This window comes from Kitasatospora sp. NPDC059599 (genome assembly GCF_042735125.1).
Lineage (GTDB): Bacteria > Actinomycetota > Actinomycetes > Streptomycetales > Streptomycetaceae > Kitasatospora.
Window position 1 is genome coordinate 12,606 of sequence record NZ_JBHWCL010000083.1, and the last position, 14,822, is coordinate 27,427.

Here is a 14,822-nt window from a genome sequence, read left to right on the forward strand (position 1 = left end):
GGAACGCGAAAACGCCCGAGGGGCCGACCTCTTGAAGAGATCGGCCCCTCGGGCTCTGGGGTGAGTGACGGGACTCGAACCCGCGGCCACCTGGACCACAACCAGGTGCTCTACCAACTGAGCTACACCCACCATCTGTCCGGTCCGTTCCCGCTTCCGCGTTCCCGTTCCGACAGGAAGAACTCTACAGGATCCGAGAGGGTGCTCGCGCCAGGGTTCCGCCCCGGTGGACGCGGGCACCCCCGCGGACCCCGCGGCGGGGTCCCGCCGGGTGGTTCCGGGGTCAGTCGGTCGACGCCTGGTACTTCCCGGCGATGGCGCGCGCGGTGTCGGCGTCCGGGCCGGGCTGCGGGACGAACACGGCCTCGCGGTAGTACCGCAGTTCGTCGATGCTCTCCCGGATGTCCGCGAGCGCCCGGTGGTTGCCGCCCTTCGGCGGGCTGTTGTAGTACGCCTTCGGGTACCAGCGGCGGGCCAGCTCCTTGATCGAGGAGACGTCCACGATCCGGTAGTGGAGGTGCTTCTCCAGGGCCGGCATGTCCCGGGCCAGGAAGCCGCGGTCGGTGGCCACCGAGTTGCCGCACAGCGGCGTCTTCCCGGCCTCCGGCACGTGCTCGCGCACGTACGCGAGCACCCGCTCCTCCGCCTCGGCCAGGGTCACGCCCTGCTCCAGCTCCTCCAGCAGGCCGGAGGCGGTGTGCATCGCGCGCACCACCTCGGGCATGTGCTCCAGCGCCTCGGCCGGCGGCCGGATGATGACGTCCACGCCCTCGCCGAGGATGTTCAGCTCGGAGTCCGTCACCAGCACCGCGACCTCGACCAGGGCGTCCCGGTCGAGGTCGAGGCCGGTCATTTCACAGTCGATCCATACCAAACGGTCATTCACACAAGTCACCCTACGGCGCGATCACGCGCCGCGGGGACCGGTGGAGCCGAGCGGGGTGCCGGAGCACAGGACTCGGCCTGGTGCTCCTCCGCCCCGCCGTGACCGCCGCGGCCGTCCGGGTGCTCGCCCTCCCGGCCGGCGCGGACCGCGTGCCCGTCCCGTCCGGCACGGGCCTCGCGGCCCGCCCGGGGGCCGTCGGCCGCCGGCCGACCGCCCTGGGAGCGGACCTGCGGAGCCCGGGTCTGGCGGCCGCGGAGCTCGCCCGACCCCGGCGCCGGCTGCCCCGTGGGGGCCGGCACCCGTCCGGTGGCCCCGCCGTGGCCGCGCCCGGCCGCACCGGGCTCGTCCGCGGGCCGCTCGACCGCGCTCCGGTGCCCCTGGCCCTGGCCGCGCGCCCCCGGCTGGGGCAGGCCGTCCTCGGCCGCCGCGTGCTCGGCGGTGCGCGGCGGACGTCCCGCCCCCGCACCCGGCCCGGCCTGCGGCGGCACCACCGGCGGCCGCAGCGGACCGCGTCCCGCCGCACCCTGCTGCCCGGGGTGCGGCTGCGGCGACGCCTGCTGGTGCGGGTACGGCTGGCCGGCCCGGGCATGGAAGCCCTGGGCGGCCGGTGTCCCGACCTGCCCCGGGCCGAACCCGACCGGCTGGCCGTGCAGCGGCTGCCCGTGCGGACCGACCGGCAGCGGCGCCCCCGGTCCGCCCGGGAACGGCTGCGCCGGCTGTCCGCCGTGCGCCCCGCCGAACAGCGCTCCGCCCGCGGCCGCGCCGGCCGCCGCGTGCGACAGCGCGCCGGGCAGCCGGAGGTCGCCGCCGTGCGCACCGGCCGCCGTGGGCTGCTGCCCGGGGCGGCGTGCCCGGTAGCTCGTCCGGTACGCGGCCGGGGAGACCCCGAGCTGGCGGCGGAAGTGCCCGCGCAGCGCCACCGGCGAGCGGAACCCGCACCGGCGCGCGACGTCGTCCACCGACAGCTCCGAGGTCTCCAGCAGCCGCTGCGCCTGGAGCACCCGCTGGGTGATCAGCCACTGCAGCGGCGCACTGCCGGTGAGCGTGCGGAACCGCCGGTCGAAGGTGCGCCGGCTCATGTAGGCGCGAGCCGCCAGCACCTCGACGTCGAACTGCTGGTTGAGGTTCTCCAGCGCCCAGGTGACCACCTCGGCCAACGGGTCGTTGCCGATCTCCTCCGGTAAAGACTGATCGATGTACTGGGCCTGTCCTCCGCCGCCGCGGCGGCTGGGCACCACCAGGCGGCGGGCCAGCGCGTTGGCGGCCTCGGCGCCGTGGTCGCTGCGCACCACGTGCAGGCACAGGTCGATGCCGGCGGCGGTGCCCGCCGAGGTGAGCACGTCGCCGTCGTCCACGAACAGCTCGCGCGGGTCGACGTGCACCCGCGGGTAGCGCTTGGCCAGCGTCGGCGCGTACATCCAGTGGGTGGTCGCCGGGCGGCCGTCGAGCAGGCCGGCGGCGGCCAGGACGAAGGCGCCGGTGCAGAGGCCGATGATCCGCGCGCCCTCGTGGTGGGCCTTGCGCAGGGCGGTGATCGCCTCGACCGGCGGGGGCTGGGAGATCGAGCGCCAGGCCGGTACGACGATCGTGCCGGCCCGGGCGAGGGCCTCCAGGCCGTACGGGGCGGAGAGGGTCAGGCCGCCGGTGGTGGCCAGCGGGCCCTCCTCGCCGGCGCAGACCAGCAGGCGGTAGCGGGGCACCCCGGCGTCCTGGCGGTCCACGCCGAAGACCGAGAGCGGGATCGAGCTCTCGAAGATCGGGGCGCCGCCGAAGATCAGCACCGCGACGGTCTCCCGGCGGCGCCGGCCGGACAGCTTGCGCGGGGCGGCCGCCGACATCGAGGCCGGGGAGCCGTTCGCGCCGGGGCCGCCGTGGGCCAGCGGGCCGTGGCCGGGCGCGGTGCCGAGCGCGAGTCCGCCGAGCGGACCGCCCGCGGCCCCGGGGCCGCCGTTGTGGCCCGGGGCGCCGCCCGGGTAGGCGGGGTGGCCGGAGTAGCCGGGATAGCCGGGGTACTCGCCGCCGTAGGCCGGGGCGTGGCTGACGAGGCCTCGGCTGACGGGCTGTCCGCCGACCGGCTGTCCGCCGCTGACGGGGTGTCCGGCGGCGGGCTGACCGCCGGCGTTCTGCCCTCCGGCGTGTCCCCCGGCCGGCGACTGGCCTCCGTACGGCGCCGCCGCGCCGTGCTCGGCGGCGGTCGGGACCGCGCCCGGGCCGCCGACGGGGAGGTGCGCTGCGGGGTGCGAGGAGTGCGGGGCGGCGCCCGTGGTGCGGGAGGTGGCGGCGATCGCGGAGGTGCCAGTGCTTCTCGCGGCCCGACCCGCGGTGCCGGCCACCGCCTGGCCGCTGTCAGGACCCGCGTCGCTCCTGCTCACCCTGCTCAAGGCGCTCAAGCCCCCTCGGTGGTGTGGTGTGGGTGGTGCGGCACTGCTGGCCAAGATCGAAATCTATCGGGTGGACCATTGCCGTTGTGACAAGTTCACCATCCGACGCTATGTCGACATGGCAATTTGGCGTGATGCATTCGATCACGAAGCGTGGCACCCGTCGACCCTTCTGGGAAGAGGGCCGGGGCAACGGTGGCTGGTTGTCGCGGGGCCGCTCCTGGGGCGTCCGGGCCCCGTGCGCCCGATCGGCGGGTCTGGGCTGCGGATTTGCCCAAGCGGGAGGGATCGGCGCGAAATTGACCGAAAATCGGCGGTGCACGGGAGGGCGCACAGGTGCGGGTCGTGCGCCTCCCAGGCTTCATCCGGCCAAGCCTGGTGCGGCGGAACCGCTATCCGGACCGCCGGGTTACGGTCCTGCCGTGAACACCGACAGCCGGCTCGAACGGGCCAACGACAACGCCGCCGCGTTCTGGCTCGCCCAAGCCCGCGCGCACGGCTGGCGCTCCCGTGTCCTCCCGGGCCTGACGGCGGTCCGCTGCGCCCGTACGCCGGACGATGCGCACCGCATCGTGCTGACCCGCCCCTACACCGAACCGGAAGCGGTGGAGCGGGAGTTGGCGGACCTGCTGGCCGACTGGTCGACCGTGCACTTCACGCTGGAGGACCCGTACGGCGGGCTCGACCTCACCCGCTTCGGGGCCGCCCGGATGCCACTCATGCCGGTGATGGTCCGCGACCCCGGCCCGGTCGAGGGAGTGACGGCCGCCCTGCCCGCGGTATCGCAGGCGCACGGGGGCGGGGTCCTGACGGTCGATGAGGCCGTGGACGGCGACAGCTTCGCGCTGGTGGAACGGGCGATCGTGGAGGGCTTCCCGCTGCCCGCCCGCCGGCCCTGGGTGCGCGGCGACGCGCTCCCGGAGCGGCTGCTGGGCGAGCCCGGGTGGCGAGCGTGGCTCGGCCGCGACGACGGCGCCGTGGCGGGCACCTGCCTCACCTACGACGACGGGCGGGCCACCGGCGTGTACTGGGTCGCCACCCTGCCCGACCGGCGCGGCCGCGGGGTGGCCGGGGCCGTCCTGCGGACCGCCCTGGTCCACGCGCACCCGGACCGCCCGGCCACCCTGGTCGCCACCTCGCTCGGCGAACCGCTCTACCGCAAGCTCGGATTCGTCGAACGGGCCCGTACCTGCTGGTGGAGCCGCACCCCGGCGCAGGGCTGACCGGCGCCGGCCGGGCGGTACGACCGCTGCGCGGGGGCCTCCCGGCCGCGTTCGGGGCGCCTTCCGGCGGCGGTCCGGCCGGGGTCCGGCGGCGGTCCGGTTGCGGTCCGGCCGCCTGCCGGTCGGCGGGGCGCTACCCGGCGACGGCCGTGACCACGGCCGCCGTGACCACCGTGGTCGTGACCGTCGCCGCCGGGGCTCAGGACGCGACCGGTGCGGTGACCGGTGGGGCGAGGGCCACCGCGACCGACGCGGCCAGGGGCGCGCTGGCGAAGACCGTACGGGCGGTGGGCGCGGTCCCGTCGGCCGCCGGGCGAAGGGGATCCGGGCGTCCGACCGGGAGGGTTGCCCGGCCGTCCGCACCCGGGTCCGACGAGGCACCCGCCCGCGCGCCGGAGACCGCTCCCGGGTCGGTGCGGCCGTCGGCGATCACGGCAAACCCGCCGGATCGGTTTCGGACACCGGACCCGGCGCCGACGACCGAGGCCCCGCCCGTCCCGGCGTTCGCGGGAACGGGCGCACTCGGGCCCGCCGGGGCGGCCGTCGTCGATCGTGCGCCGGGCCGTGCGCCGAACTGCGCCGTCGCCCGCACCGGTGTCCCGCTGGACCCGCGCCGGGCCGGGCCGCCGGCGCGGACCCCCGGCCGGGGCGCGGGCGCGTTGCGGGCGGCGAGCACCTGGCCGACGGCCTCCGGCAGCCCGGCCGCCTTCAGCGTCGGCCGGTAGCCGTTCTCCGCCCACGGCCTGCCGTGGTGCAGCCAGACGCTGCGGAGCCCGGTCAGTTCGGCCCCGGCGATGTCGGCGGGCGCGTGGTCCCCGATCATCCAGGTGTGCTCGGCCCAGTTCCCCTTCGGTGCGACGCCGCACCGCTGGGCGGCCAGCTCGAAGATCAGCGGGTCCGGCTTGACGCAGTCGGCCTCCTCCGAGATGACCCAGCCGTCGACCAGCGGCCCCAGCCCGGTCCGCCGGATCTTCTCCAGCTGCGGCCGGGTGCCCCCGTTGCTGACGATCCCGAGCGTCCACCCGGCCTCCCGCGCGGCGCGCAGCGCCTCGATGTGGCGGGGCGGGCAGTGGATGTGGGAGTTGATGCCGCGTCGGTAGTGGGCGAGCAGGAAGTCGGCGGAGACGTCCAGGCCGTAGCGGCGCCGGACCGCGGACAGTACGGTGCTGCGCGGCACGTAGCCGCCGCCGTCGAGGGTGACGAACCAGTCGAGGTCGCCGGGCGGGAGGTCGTGCTCGGACAGGAAGTCCTGCGCCCAGGCCCGGAAGGCGGCGTCCCGGGGGAGCAGCGTGTTGTCGAGGTCGAACAGGAGCAGGGGCATGCCGAGCATGGTGCCAGCGCCTGCGCCTATGCACCTGGCAAATGCCAGACCGCGTCGCGAAGCCGTACGAAGTGGCTGGATCGGGCTCCGGCAGCTGACGTACGGGTCCCGCGCGGACCGGGTGCGGGTGGGGCGCGGGCAGGCCGGCGGGGCCGTGCGGGACCTGCGGGGCGTGACGGTTCGCGACGTGTCGCAACGGATCGTCGCCGATCAATGACAGTCCGGTCACGGTGTCCCGGGGGCCTGTTGCGCCGCCCGGTCCGCTCAGTCAAGCTCCAGAGAACCTCCTTTCCGGAGGGGGCGCGATCGTCTGCGGACAGGGCGCACTGCCACGGCGGGCGCATCCTCCTTTCGCGGGAACAACGTCGCTCCGGGGCTTCGCCGCTGGGCTGGGCCCCCTGCCCGTCGTATTCTGAAAGGAACAGGTCACATACGGTGCTGCGCGGCGCAGACCGACGTCATCCCGTGGGCGGGCCTGCTGCCCGGGCAGCGTTGTCCTCTTCTGTCGGCCCCTCTCCCTCGAAGAGCCGTGAGCCATGGCTGGTTTTGAGTCTCCCCGACCGGTTGGACCGGACACGCCCCGCGGTGCGGGCGCAGCGACCGGGGGAGAAGTCGATCGCACGGACCCCGGCCCCCGGGGTCTCACCCGCGCCCTGCGGGGCTTCGGCCGCCGCGGCGACCTCGCCCGCCGTGACCGCCCGGGGCCCCGCCCGCGGCGCGGTGATTCCCCGGCCGACCCTGCGGGGCCTCCGGTGACGGGCCGGCTCGGCCCGGGCGCCGAGCGTCCGGAGGCGGCCCCGGGCGCGGCCGGTGCGTTCGACGGGTACCCCGAGCCGTCGGCGCAGGACACCCCGGCGCCGTCCCTCGACCCGACGTTCCAGCACGGTGTGGTGGTCGGGTTCGACGGCTCGCTGTCGAGCGAGCGCGCCCTCGCCTACGCGGTCGGCATGGCGCGCCGGTCGCAGTGCGGCCTGGTGATCGTGCACGTCGCCAACCGGCTGCCCGCCACGGTCTGGGCGGGCTGCGAGCCGCCCGTCTTCGTCGACCTCCCGGACCACCGGACCGAGGTCCTCGGCCTGGAGCTCGCCTGTGCGGACTTCCTCGCCGGGGTGCCGTGGATCCTGGTCGAGCGCGGCGGCGACATCTGCCACGAGATCGAGGAGGTCGGCCGCGAGTACGCCGCCGACGCGATCGTCGTCGGCACGACGCACGGCCTGCTCGGCAAGATCTTCGGATCGGTCTCCGGACGGCTGGCGCGGCGGGCCAACCGCCCGGTGATCGTGATCCCCTGAGGGTCCGTCCGGACGCTTCTCGCGTGGCCTCCTCCGTCGTGGCCCGTTCCTCGCGGTTCGTTCCTCCCGGCCCACTCCTCGACCCGGCGGGTTCGGCCCAGGACGCGACCGGCGCGGCCGTGACGGTCACGAACGTGCCGTCACGACCGCGCCGGTGAGGGCCGGTCGGTCACCACCGGTCGGTCACGAGGTGACGCCGAGCTCCCGGGCGATGAGCATGCGCTGGACCTCGGACGTGCCCTCCCCGATCTCCAGGATCTTGCTGTCGCGCCAGAAGCGGGCGACCGGGAACTCGTTCATGAAGCCGTACCCGCCGTGGATCTGGGTCGCCTCGCGGGCGTTGTCGACGGCGGCCTCGGACGAGTACAGCTTCGCGATCGCGGCCTCCTTCTTGAACGGTTCGCCGTGCAGCATCCGGGAAGCGGCGTCCCGCCAGGCCAGGCGGGAGGTGTGGGCGCGCAGCTCCATGTCGGCGAGCTTGAACTGGATGGCCTGGTTGGCGCCGATCGGCCGGCCGAAGGCCCGGCGCTCGCCGGCGTACTTGACGGACTCGTCGACGCAGCCCTGGGCCAGGCCGGTGGCCAGGGCCGCGATCGCGATGCGGCCCTCGTCGAGGATCCGCAGGAACTGGGCGTAGCCCCGGCCGCGCTCGCCCAGCAGGTTGGCCGCGGGAACGCGGCAGTCGGTGAAGGACAGTTCGCGGGTGTCGGACGCGTTCCACCCGACCTTCGAGTACTTCTTCGAGACCTGGAACCCCGGGGTCCCGGTGGGCACGATGATGGACGAGATCTCCCGCGTGGACGAGCGGAATTCGCCCTCTTCACTCGAACGAGCGATCGGTTCGGTGAGCGCGGTGACGGTGACCAGACCGGTGATGTCGGTGCCGGAGTTGGTGATGAAGCACTTGGTGCCGTTGATGACCCACTCGTCGGTGGTCTCGTCGTACCGCGCGGTGGTGCGGGTGGCCCCGGCGTCCGAGCCGCCCTCCGGCTCCGTGAGGCCGAAGGCGCCGAGGAGTTCGCCCGAGGTCAGCCGGGGCAGCCACTCGCGCTTCTGCTCCTCCGTGCCGAAGCGGTAGATCGGCATCGCGCCGAGCGAGACGGCGGCCTCCAGCGTGATCGCCACCGAGGAGTCGACGCGGGCGAGCTCCTCCAGGACGAGGCCGAGGGCGAAGTAGTCGCCGCCCATGCCGCCGTACTCCTCGGAGAAGGGCAGGCCGAAGAGCCCCATCCGGCCCATCTCGCGGACGATCTCGTAGGGGAACTCCTCGCGCTCGTAGAGGTCGCCGATCTTCGGCGCCACCACGTCCCGGGCGAACTCGGCGACGGTGCGCCGCAGTTCCTCGTACTCGCTGCTGAGTCGGTGGTCGAACATGGTGATCCTCCTGGTGCCCGGCCGAGTGGTCGCGGGCGGTGAGCGGGACGACCGGCGTCCGTCTGGCGGTCGGGCGGTCGCGCGATGTGGTTGGGGGCGGACGTGGTGCGTGGCGCCGGCCGGACCCGCGCGGAGCGCGGCCGGCGCCGGAGCGGGGCCGGTCAGCCCCGGGCGGCGCCGAGCAGCGCCTGGACGGTGCGGGAGGGGCTCGGGCGGCCGAGGCGCTCGGCCATCCAGCCGCTGGTGGCGACCAGGGCGCGCAGGTCCACGCCGGTGCGGATGCCGAGCCCGTGCAGCATCCAGACCAGGTCCTCGGTGGCGAGGTTGCCGGTGGCGCTCTTCGCGTACGGGCAGCCGCCCAGGCCGCCCGCCGAGGCGTCCACCGTGGTGACGCCCTCGCGCAGCGCCGCCAGGGTGTTGCTGAGCGCCTGGCCGTAGGTGTCGTGGAAGTGCACGGCGAGCCGCTCGGCCGGCACCCCGGCCCGGGCGAAGCCGGTCAGCAGGGCGCCCACCTGGCCCGGGGTGGCCACGCCGATGGTGTCGCCGAGGCTCAGTTCCGAGCAGCCCATCTCCAGTAGCTGAACGCCGTACCGGACCACCTGCGGGACGGGGACGGGCCCCTCCCACGGGTCGCCGAAGCACATCGAGAGGTAGCCGCGGACGGTGGCGCCGGCCTCGGTGGCCCGCGTCACGACCGGGCGGAACATCGCCATGGCCTCGTCCGCCGAACGGTTGAGGTTGCGGCGGGCGAAGGTCTCGGTGGCGCTGGCGAACACCGCGATGTGGTCGGCGTGGTGGGCGAGCGCGCGGTCCAGGCCGCGCTCGTTGGGCACCAGGACCGGCAGCCGCAGGCCGGGGTGACGGGCCGGCAGGTCGGCGAGCCGGGGCATCAGGTCCTCGGCGTCGGCCAGCTGCGGTACCCATTTCGGGTGAACGAAGCTGGTGGCCTCCACGGTGCGCAGGCCGGCGGCGGCGAGCCGGGCGATGAACTCGGCCTTCACCTCGACGGGCACCAGGGCGCCCTCGTTCTGCAGGCCGTCGCGCGGTCCGACCTCGTGGATCCGGACCTCCTCGGGCAGGCCGGGGGCGCGGACCGGGTCGGGCAGGCCCAGGTCGAGGGCGTCGGGCTCGTGCGCGGGGGCGGTCACGACCGCACCCCCGCGGGCTCGGCGGCGGCACCGTCGGCGGCGGCCTCCTCGGCCGGGGTGACCACGACGAGCAGGTCCTCCATCGCGACGGTGGCGCCGGCGGTGGCCCGCAGTTCGGCCACCACGCCGTCGTGCGGTGCGGCGATCACGTGTTCCATCTTCATGGCCTCCAGCACGAGCAGGGGCTGGCCCTTGCGGACCGTCTCGCCCGCCGTGGTCTTGACGACGGTGACGGTGCCGGGCATCGGGGCGGTCAGGGCGCCGTGGTGCGCACCGGCCCCGCCGGCCCGCTCGACGGCCGGGTCGTAGGCGTGCAGCGGCCAGGCGTCGCCCTCGATGCCGAGCCAGGTCACCGGGCCGGCGGCGAGCCCGGGGCCGGCGTCGGTGGCCAGCGAGAACGTGGTCTGCAGGCCGTCGACGGTCAGGTGCAGCCGGTCGCCGGCCAGGGCGGCGCGGGCGCGGTGCACCGGCCCGTCGCCGAGCCGGAGTTCGACCTCGCGGACGAGCCCGGCGGGATTGTCGGTGGTGTCGGCTACGTTGCCGGAAGTGATCGGGCGGACGCGCACCGCGACGGGATCCTGGCCGGGGGCGCGGAGTCGGTGCGTGGTCCAGGCGGGCGTGCCGCTCAGGCGCCAGCCGGAGGGGAGGGAGAACGGGTCGGTCCAGCTGCCGGGGCCGGCGGCCGGGGTGAGTTCCAGGTGCCGTGCCAGCGCGGCCGCGTAGTAGAGGAGGTGGGCGGGCGACGGCGGTTCGGCCGCTGCGGTGCCGGTCCCGTCCGCGGGGTGGGCGGGCGCCGCGGTCCCGGCCGGGGCGGTCGCGTTGACGGGGGAGTACGGCGCGGTGAGCAGGGCCGGCTGCTGCTGGGCGGTCTGCTCCACCAGGCCGGTGTCCAGGCGTCCGGCGGCGACCTCGGGGTGTGCGAGGAGCCGGCGCAGGAAGCCGGTGTTGGTGGTGACGCCCAGGATACGGGTGTCGGCCAGCGCGGCGCGGAGCCGGCGCAGCGCGGTCGCGCGGTCGGGCCCGTACGCGATGACCTTGGCGAGCATGGGGTCGTAGGCGCTGGTGACGACGGTTCCGGGGGCGACCCCGGAGTCGACGCGGATGCCCTCGCCCCGGGGCTCGTCCAGGGTGAGGATGCGGCCGCCGGTGGGCAGGAAGTCCCGTTCCGGGTCCTCGGCGCAGATGCGGGCCTCGATGGCGTGGCCCAGGAAGGAGACGTCGGACTGGGTGAAGGCGAGCGGTTCGCCGGCGGCGACGCGCAGCTGCCACTCGACCAGGTCGAGCCGGGCCGAGTCGGCGCCGACGGCGACGGCCAGCTCGGTGACGGGGTGTTCCACCTGGAGACGGGTGTTCATCTCCATGAAGAAGAAGTCGCGCACACCCTCGGAGGCGGAGACGGGCGCGTCCGGGTCGATGCCGGGGACGATGAACTCCACGGTGCCGGCCCCGGTGTAGCCGCAGGACTCCGCGGCGCGGACGGCTGCGGCGCCCATCGCATCGCGGGTCTCGGCATTGAGGAGAACGGAGGGAGCCTCTTCGATCAGCTTCTGGTGGCGGCGCTGCAGGCTGCACTCGCGCTCGCCGAGGTGGACCGTGGTGCCGTGGGCGTCGGCCAGCACCTGCACCTCGATGTGGCGCGGCCGGTCGATCCAGCGCTCCAGCAACAGGGTGTCGTCGCCGAAGGCGGTGCGGGCGACCCGGCGGGCGGCGGCGATCTCGGTGGGCAGGTCGGCCCGGTCCCGTACGAGGCGCATGCCCTTGCCGCCGCCACCGGCGGACGGCTTGAGCAGCACGGGGTAGCCGATCTCGTCGGCGGCGGCGACGAGATCGTCGTCGGTCGGCGCGGTGGCCTGGCTGCCGGGGACCACCGGGACGCCGGCGGCCCGGACGGCCTCCTTGGCGTTGATCTTGTCGCCCATCAGCTCGACCGCGCCGGGGGGCGGCCCGATGAAGACGAGGCCCGCGTCGGCGCAGGCGCGGGCGAAGCCGGCGTTCTCGGCGAGGAAGCCGTAGCCGGGGTGGACGGCCTGGGCGCCGGTGCGGCGGGCGGCGGCCAGGATCTGGTCGGTCCGCAGGTAGGTCTCGGCCGCCGAGCTGTCGCTGCGGTCGGCAGGGCCGAGCCGCACCGCGACGTCCGCCTCGCGGACGTGCGGAGCGTCGGCGTCCGCGTCGCTGAACACGGCGACCGAGCGGACGCCGAGCCGCCGCAGGGTGCGGATCACCCGGAGGGCGATCTCGCCGCGGTTGGCGACCAGAACTGTGTCGAACATGGGAGGCGTTCCTCCGGGTCGAGGGGAGCCGTACGAAGGAGGTGGCGGTGGGCGGTCGGGCGCCGGTCCGGAGTCGGACCGGCGCCGCGGACGTCACACCCGGGAACGGTCGTCACACCCGGAAGGGAAGGGGGTCACGAACGCCGGGGTGTCCCGCCGGGGTCACATGCGGAAGACGCCGTACGGGGCGGGCGGTGCCAGCGGGGCGTTGGCGCAGGCGGTGAGCGCGAGGCCGACGGCGGTGCGGGTGTCCATCGGGTCGATCACGCCGTCGTCCCAGAGCCGGGCGGAGGCGTAGTAGGCGTTGCCTTGGCGCTCGTACTGCTCGCGGACGGGGCGCTTGAACTCCTCCTCCGCCTCGGTGGGCCACTGCTCGCCGTGCGCCTCCAGCTGGTCGCGGCGGACGGTGGCGAGGACGGAGGCCGCCTGCTCGCCGCCCATCACGGAGATCTTGGCGCCCGGCCACATCCACAGGAAGCGCGGCGAGTAGGCCCGGCCGCACATCGAGTAGTTGCCGGCTCCGTACGAGCCGCCGATCACCACGGTCAGCTTCGGGACGCGGGTGCAGGCGACGGCGTTGACCATCTTGGCGCCGTGCTTGGCGATGCCGCCCGCCTCGTACTGCCGGCCGACCATGAAGCCGGTGATGTTCTGCAGGAAGAGGAGGGGGATGCCGCGCTGGTCGCACAGCTCGATGAAGTGGGCGCCCTTGACGGCCGACTCGGAGAACAGCACGCCGTTGTTGGCGACGATGCCGACCGGGTGGCCGTGGATCCGGGCGAAGCCGGTGACCAGGGTCGCGCCGTACTCGGCCTTGAACTCGGCGAAGCGGCTGCCGTCCACCAGGCGGGCGATCACCTCGCGCACGTCGTAGGGCGTGCGCGGGTCGACCGGGACGGCCCCGTACAGGCCCGCCGGGTCCACGGCCGGCGGCTCGACCGGAGCGAGCGGCCAGGGCTTCTCCGCCCGCGGGCCGAGCCCGGCGACGATCGTGCGGACGATGGAGAGGGCGTGCGCGTCGTCCTCGGCCAGGTGGTCCGTCACGCCCGAGGTGCGGGAGTGCAGGTCTCCGCCGCCCAGCTCCTCGGCGGTGACCACCTCGCCGGTGGCGGCCTTCACCAGCGGCGGCCCGCCCAGGAAGATCGTGCCCTGGTTGCGGACGATCACGGCCTGGTCGCTCATCGCCGGGACGTACGCGCCGCCGGCCGTGCAGGAGCCGAGCACGGCCGCGATCTGCGGGATGCCCGCGGCGGAGAGCCTGGCCTGGTTGTAGAAGATCCGGCCGAAGTGGTCGCGGTCCGGGAAGACCTCGTCCTGCATCGGCAGGAAGGCGCCGCCGGAGTCCACCAGGTAGACGCAGGGCAGCCGGTTCTCCAGCGCGACCTCCTGGGCGCGCAGGTGCTTCTTCACCGTCATCGGGTAGTAGGTGCCGCCCTTGACGGTGGCGTCGTTGGCGACCACCACCACCTCGCGCCCGGCGACCCGGCCGATGCCGGCGATCACCCCGGCCGCGGGCGCCGCGCCGTCGTACATCCCGTCGGCGGCCAGCGGGGCCAGCTCCAGGAAGGGCGAGGCCGGGTCGAGCAGGGTGTCCACCCGGTCGCGGGGGAGGAGTTTGCCGCGCGCGGTGTGCCGGGCGCGGGCCTTGGCACCGCCGCCCAGGGCGGCCGCGTCGAGCTTCGCGCGCAGCTCGGCGACCAGGGCCAGGTGCGCCTCGGTGTTGGCGCGGTAGGCCGCGGAGCCCGGGTCGACGGAGGTGCCGAGCCGGGGAGCCGGTGCGGCGGCTCCGGGCGGTACGGCGGTCGGCGCCGCCGACGTGCCGTTCGCTGCACTGATCTGGAGGCCGGTGGGTACGCCGGCGGTTGAGACGACCATTTCCAAGAGCTCCCTTGCCCTCGGCACCAGGCGGGCGCCAGGTGCGCCCATGGAAATCCACGTTAATTAACGTTAACTTACGCCGCCCAGGTTAACGACGGATAACCCGACTGTCTACGATGGACGGCATGCCGAACGTCCCCGCAGCCTCCGCGCTCCCACGCCGCGACCAGATCCGCCGGGAGGCCGCGCGCCTGTTCGCCGCCCGGGGCTTCCTGGGCGTGGGCGTGGACGAGATCGGCAAGGCCGTCGGGATCAGCGGCCCCGGCCTGTACCGCCACTTCGCCGGCAAGGACGCGATGCTCGCCGACCTGCTGATCGGCATCAGCGAGCGCCTGCTGGAGGAGGGGCGCCGCCGGGCGGGCGGCGGCGACGGTCCGGCCGCCGCGCTGGACGCGCTGATCGGCGGCCACGTCGAATTCGCCCTGGACGACCGCGACCTGATCACCCTGCACGACCGTGAGCTGCTGAACCTCAAGGAGGAGGACCGCCGCACCGTCCGCCGCCTCCAGCGCGGCTACGTCGAACTCTGGGTGGACGTGGTCCGGCAGGCCTACCCGCCACTGGCCGACCCCGCCGCCGAGCCGGTGGCGCGGGCCGCCGTGCACGCCGTCTTCGGCCTGATCAACTCCACTCCGCACAGCCTCGGCTCGAACCCCGGCCAGGGCGAGCGCTCCGGCCAGGGCGAGCGTTCCACTCAGGGCGAGCGTTCCACTCAGGGCGAGCGTTCCGGTCTTCAGCGGGACGGCATGGCCGCCCTGCTGCACACGCTCGCCCACGGCGCGTTCGCCGCTGCCGCCGACGCGGCGGTCGCGAGCCCGGGGTCCGTGGGTTCGTCGATCGCGGGTTCCGCGGCCGCGGGCTCCGCGACCGTGACCGACTGAGTCCGGCCGGGCTCCGCACGTCCCGCACGTCCCGTCCTTCCCGCGCCCTTCCCGCCCTGCCCGTCCGCCCTTCCCGCCCGCCGGGCCCCGGGCCTGTTCCGCGCACTCCGTGCCGGCGGCCAAGCCCTAGGCCCAAAGGAGGGCGCCTGCCCGTCCCCGGCCGCTGGG

General features: G+C 75.1%; 9 protein-coding genes, 1 tRNA gene and 1 pseudogene. 3 read left to right on the top strand and 8 right to left on the bottom strand.

Features of this window, described 5'->3' with window-relative positions; translation table 11 throughout:
- Window positions 1-56: 56 nt before the first annotated feature.
- The 3 genes and pseudogenes from ACFV04_RS26185 to ACFV04_RS26195 all read right to left on the bottom strand — a co-directional run.
- Window positions 57-132, bottom strand: a tRNA-His gene (locus ACFV04_RS26185).
- Window positions 133-283: 151 nt separating this feature from the next.
- Entirely contained in the window at window positions 284-886 is a 603-nt protein-coding gene (gene orn / locus ACFV04_RS26190; RefSeq protein ID WP_360253163.1) for an oligoribonuclease, read from the bottom strand.
- A gap of 839 nt (window positions 887-1,725) precedes the next feature.
- A pseudogene (locus ACFV04_RS26195) lies at window positions 1,726-2,724 on the bottom strand (helix-turn-helix domain-containing protein); the annotation flags it as partial.
- 965 nt (window positions 2,725-3,689) lie between these two features.
- On the opposite strand from ACFV04_RS26195, the gene ACFV04_RS26200 reads away from it, so the two are divergent.
- Complete coding sequence (locus ACFV04_RS26200; RefSeq protein WP_380532811.1) at window positions 3,690-4,490, top strand: GNAT family N-acetyltransferase; 801 nt, start codon at window positions 3,690-3,692, stop codon at window positions 4,488-4,490.
- A gap of 199 nt (window positions 4,491-4,689) precedes the next feature.
- On the opposite strand, the gene ACFV04_RS26205 is transcribed toward ACFV04_RS26200, so the two are convergent.
- Window positions 4,690-5,811, bottom strand: a complete 1,122-nt coding sequence (locus ACFV04_RS26205) for an HAD-IA family hydrolase (protein ID WP_380532814.1) — start codon at window positions 5,809-5,811, stop codon at window positions 4,690-4,692.
- Between the two features lie 752 nt (window positions 5,812-6,563).
- On the opposite strand from ACFV04_RS26205, the gene ACFV04_RS26210 reads away from it, so the two are divergent.
- On the top strand, window positions 6,564-7,103 hold the full coding sequence (locus ACFV04_RS26210; RefSeq protein ID WP_380348358.1) for a universal stress protein: 540 nt from the start codon (window positions 6,564-6,566) through the stop codon (window positions 7,101-7,103).
- A gap of 183 nt (window positions 7,104-7,286) precedes the next feature.
- Here the strand turns inward: ACFV04_RS26210 and ACFV04_RS26215 are convergent, their stop codons facing one another.
- The 4 genes from ACFV04_RS26215 to ACFV04_RS26230 all read right to left on the bottom strand — a co-directional run bounded on the left by ACFV04_RS26215 (window position 7,287) and on the right by ACFV04_RS26230 (window position 13,770).
- Window positions 7,287-8,477, bottom strand: coding sequence for an acyl-CoA dehydrogenase family protein (locus ACFV04_RS26215; protein ID WP_380532817.1), 1,191 nt, complete (start codon window positions 8,475-8,477; stop codon window positions 7,287-7,289).
- Between the two features lie 161 nt (window positions 8,478-8,638).
- Entirely contained in the window at window positions 8,639-9,625 is a 987-nt protein-coding gene (locus ACFV04_RS26220) for a hydroxymethylglutaryl-CoA lyase (protein ID WP_380532820.1), read from the bottom strand.
- Window positions 9,622-11,895: an acetyl/propionyl/methylcrotonyl-CoA carboxylase subunit alpha gene (locus ACFV04_RS26225; RefSeq protein WP_380532823.1), complete on the bottom strand. Its 2,274-nt coding sequence runs from the start codon at window positions 11,893-11,895 to the stop codon at window positions 9,622-9,624. Before ACFV04_RS26225 ends, ACFV04_RS26220 begins: the two co-directional genes overlap by 4 nt.
- Window positions 11,896-12,057: 162 nt before the next feature.
- Window positions 12,058-13,770: a carboxyl transferase domain-containing protein gene (locus ACFV04_RS26230; protein ID WP_380348352.1), complete on the bottom strand. Its 1,713-nt coding sequence runs from the start codon at window positions 13,768-13,770 to the stop codon at window positions 12,058-12,060.
- Between the two features lie 128 nt (window positions 13,771-13,898).
- Between ACFV04_RS26230 and ACFV04_RS26235 the strand changes: the two genes are divergently transcribed.
- Entirely contained in the window at window positions 13,899-14,654 is a 756-nt protein-coding gene (locus ACFV04_RS26235; RefSeq protein ID WP_380532826.1) for a TetR/AcrR family transcriptional regulator, read from the top strand.
- Window positions 14,655-14,822: the final 168 nt, after the last annotated feature.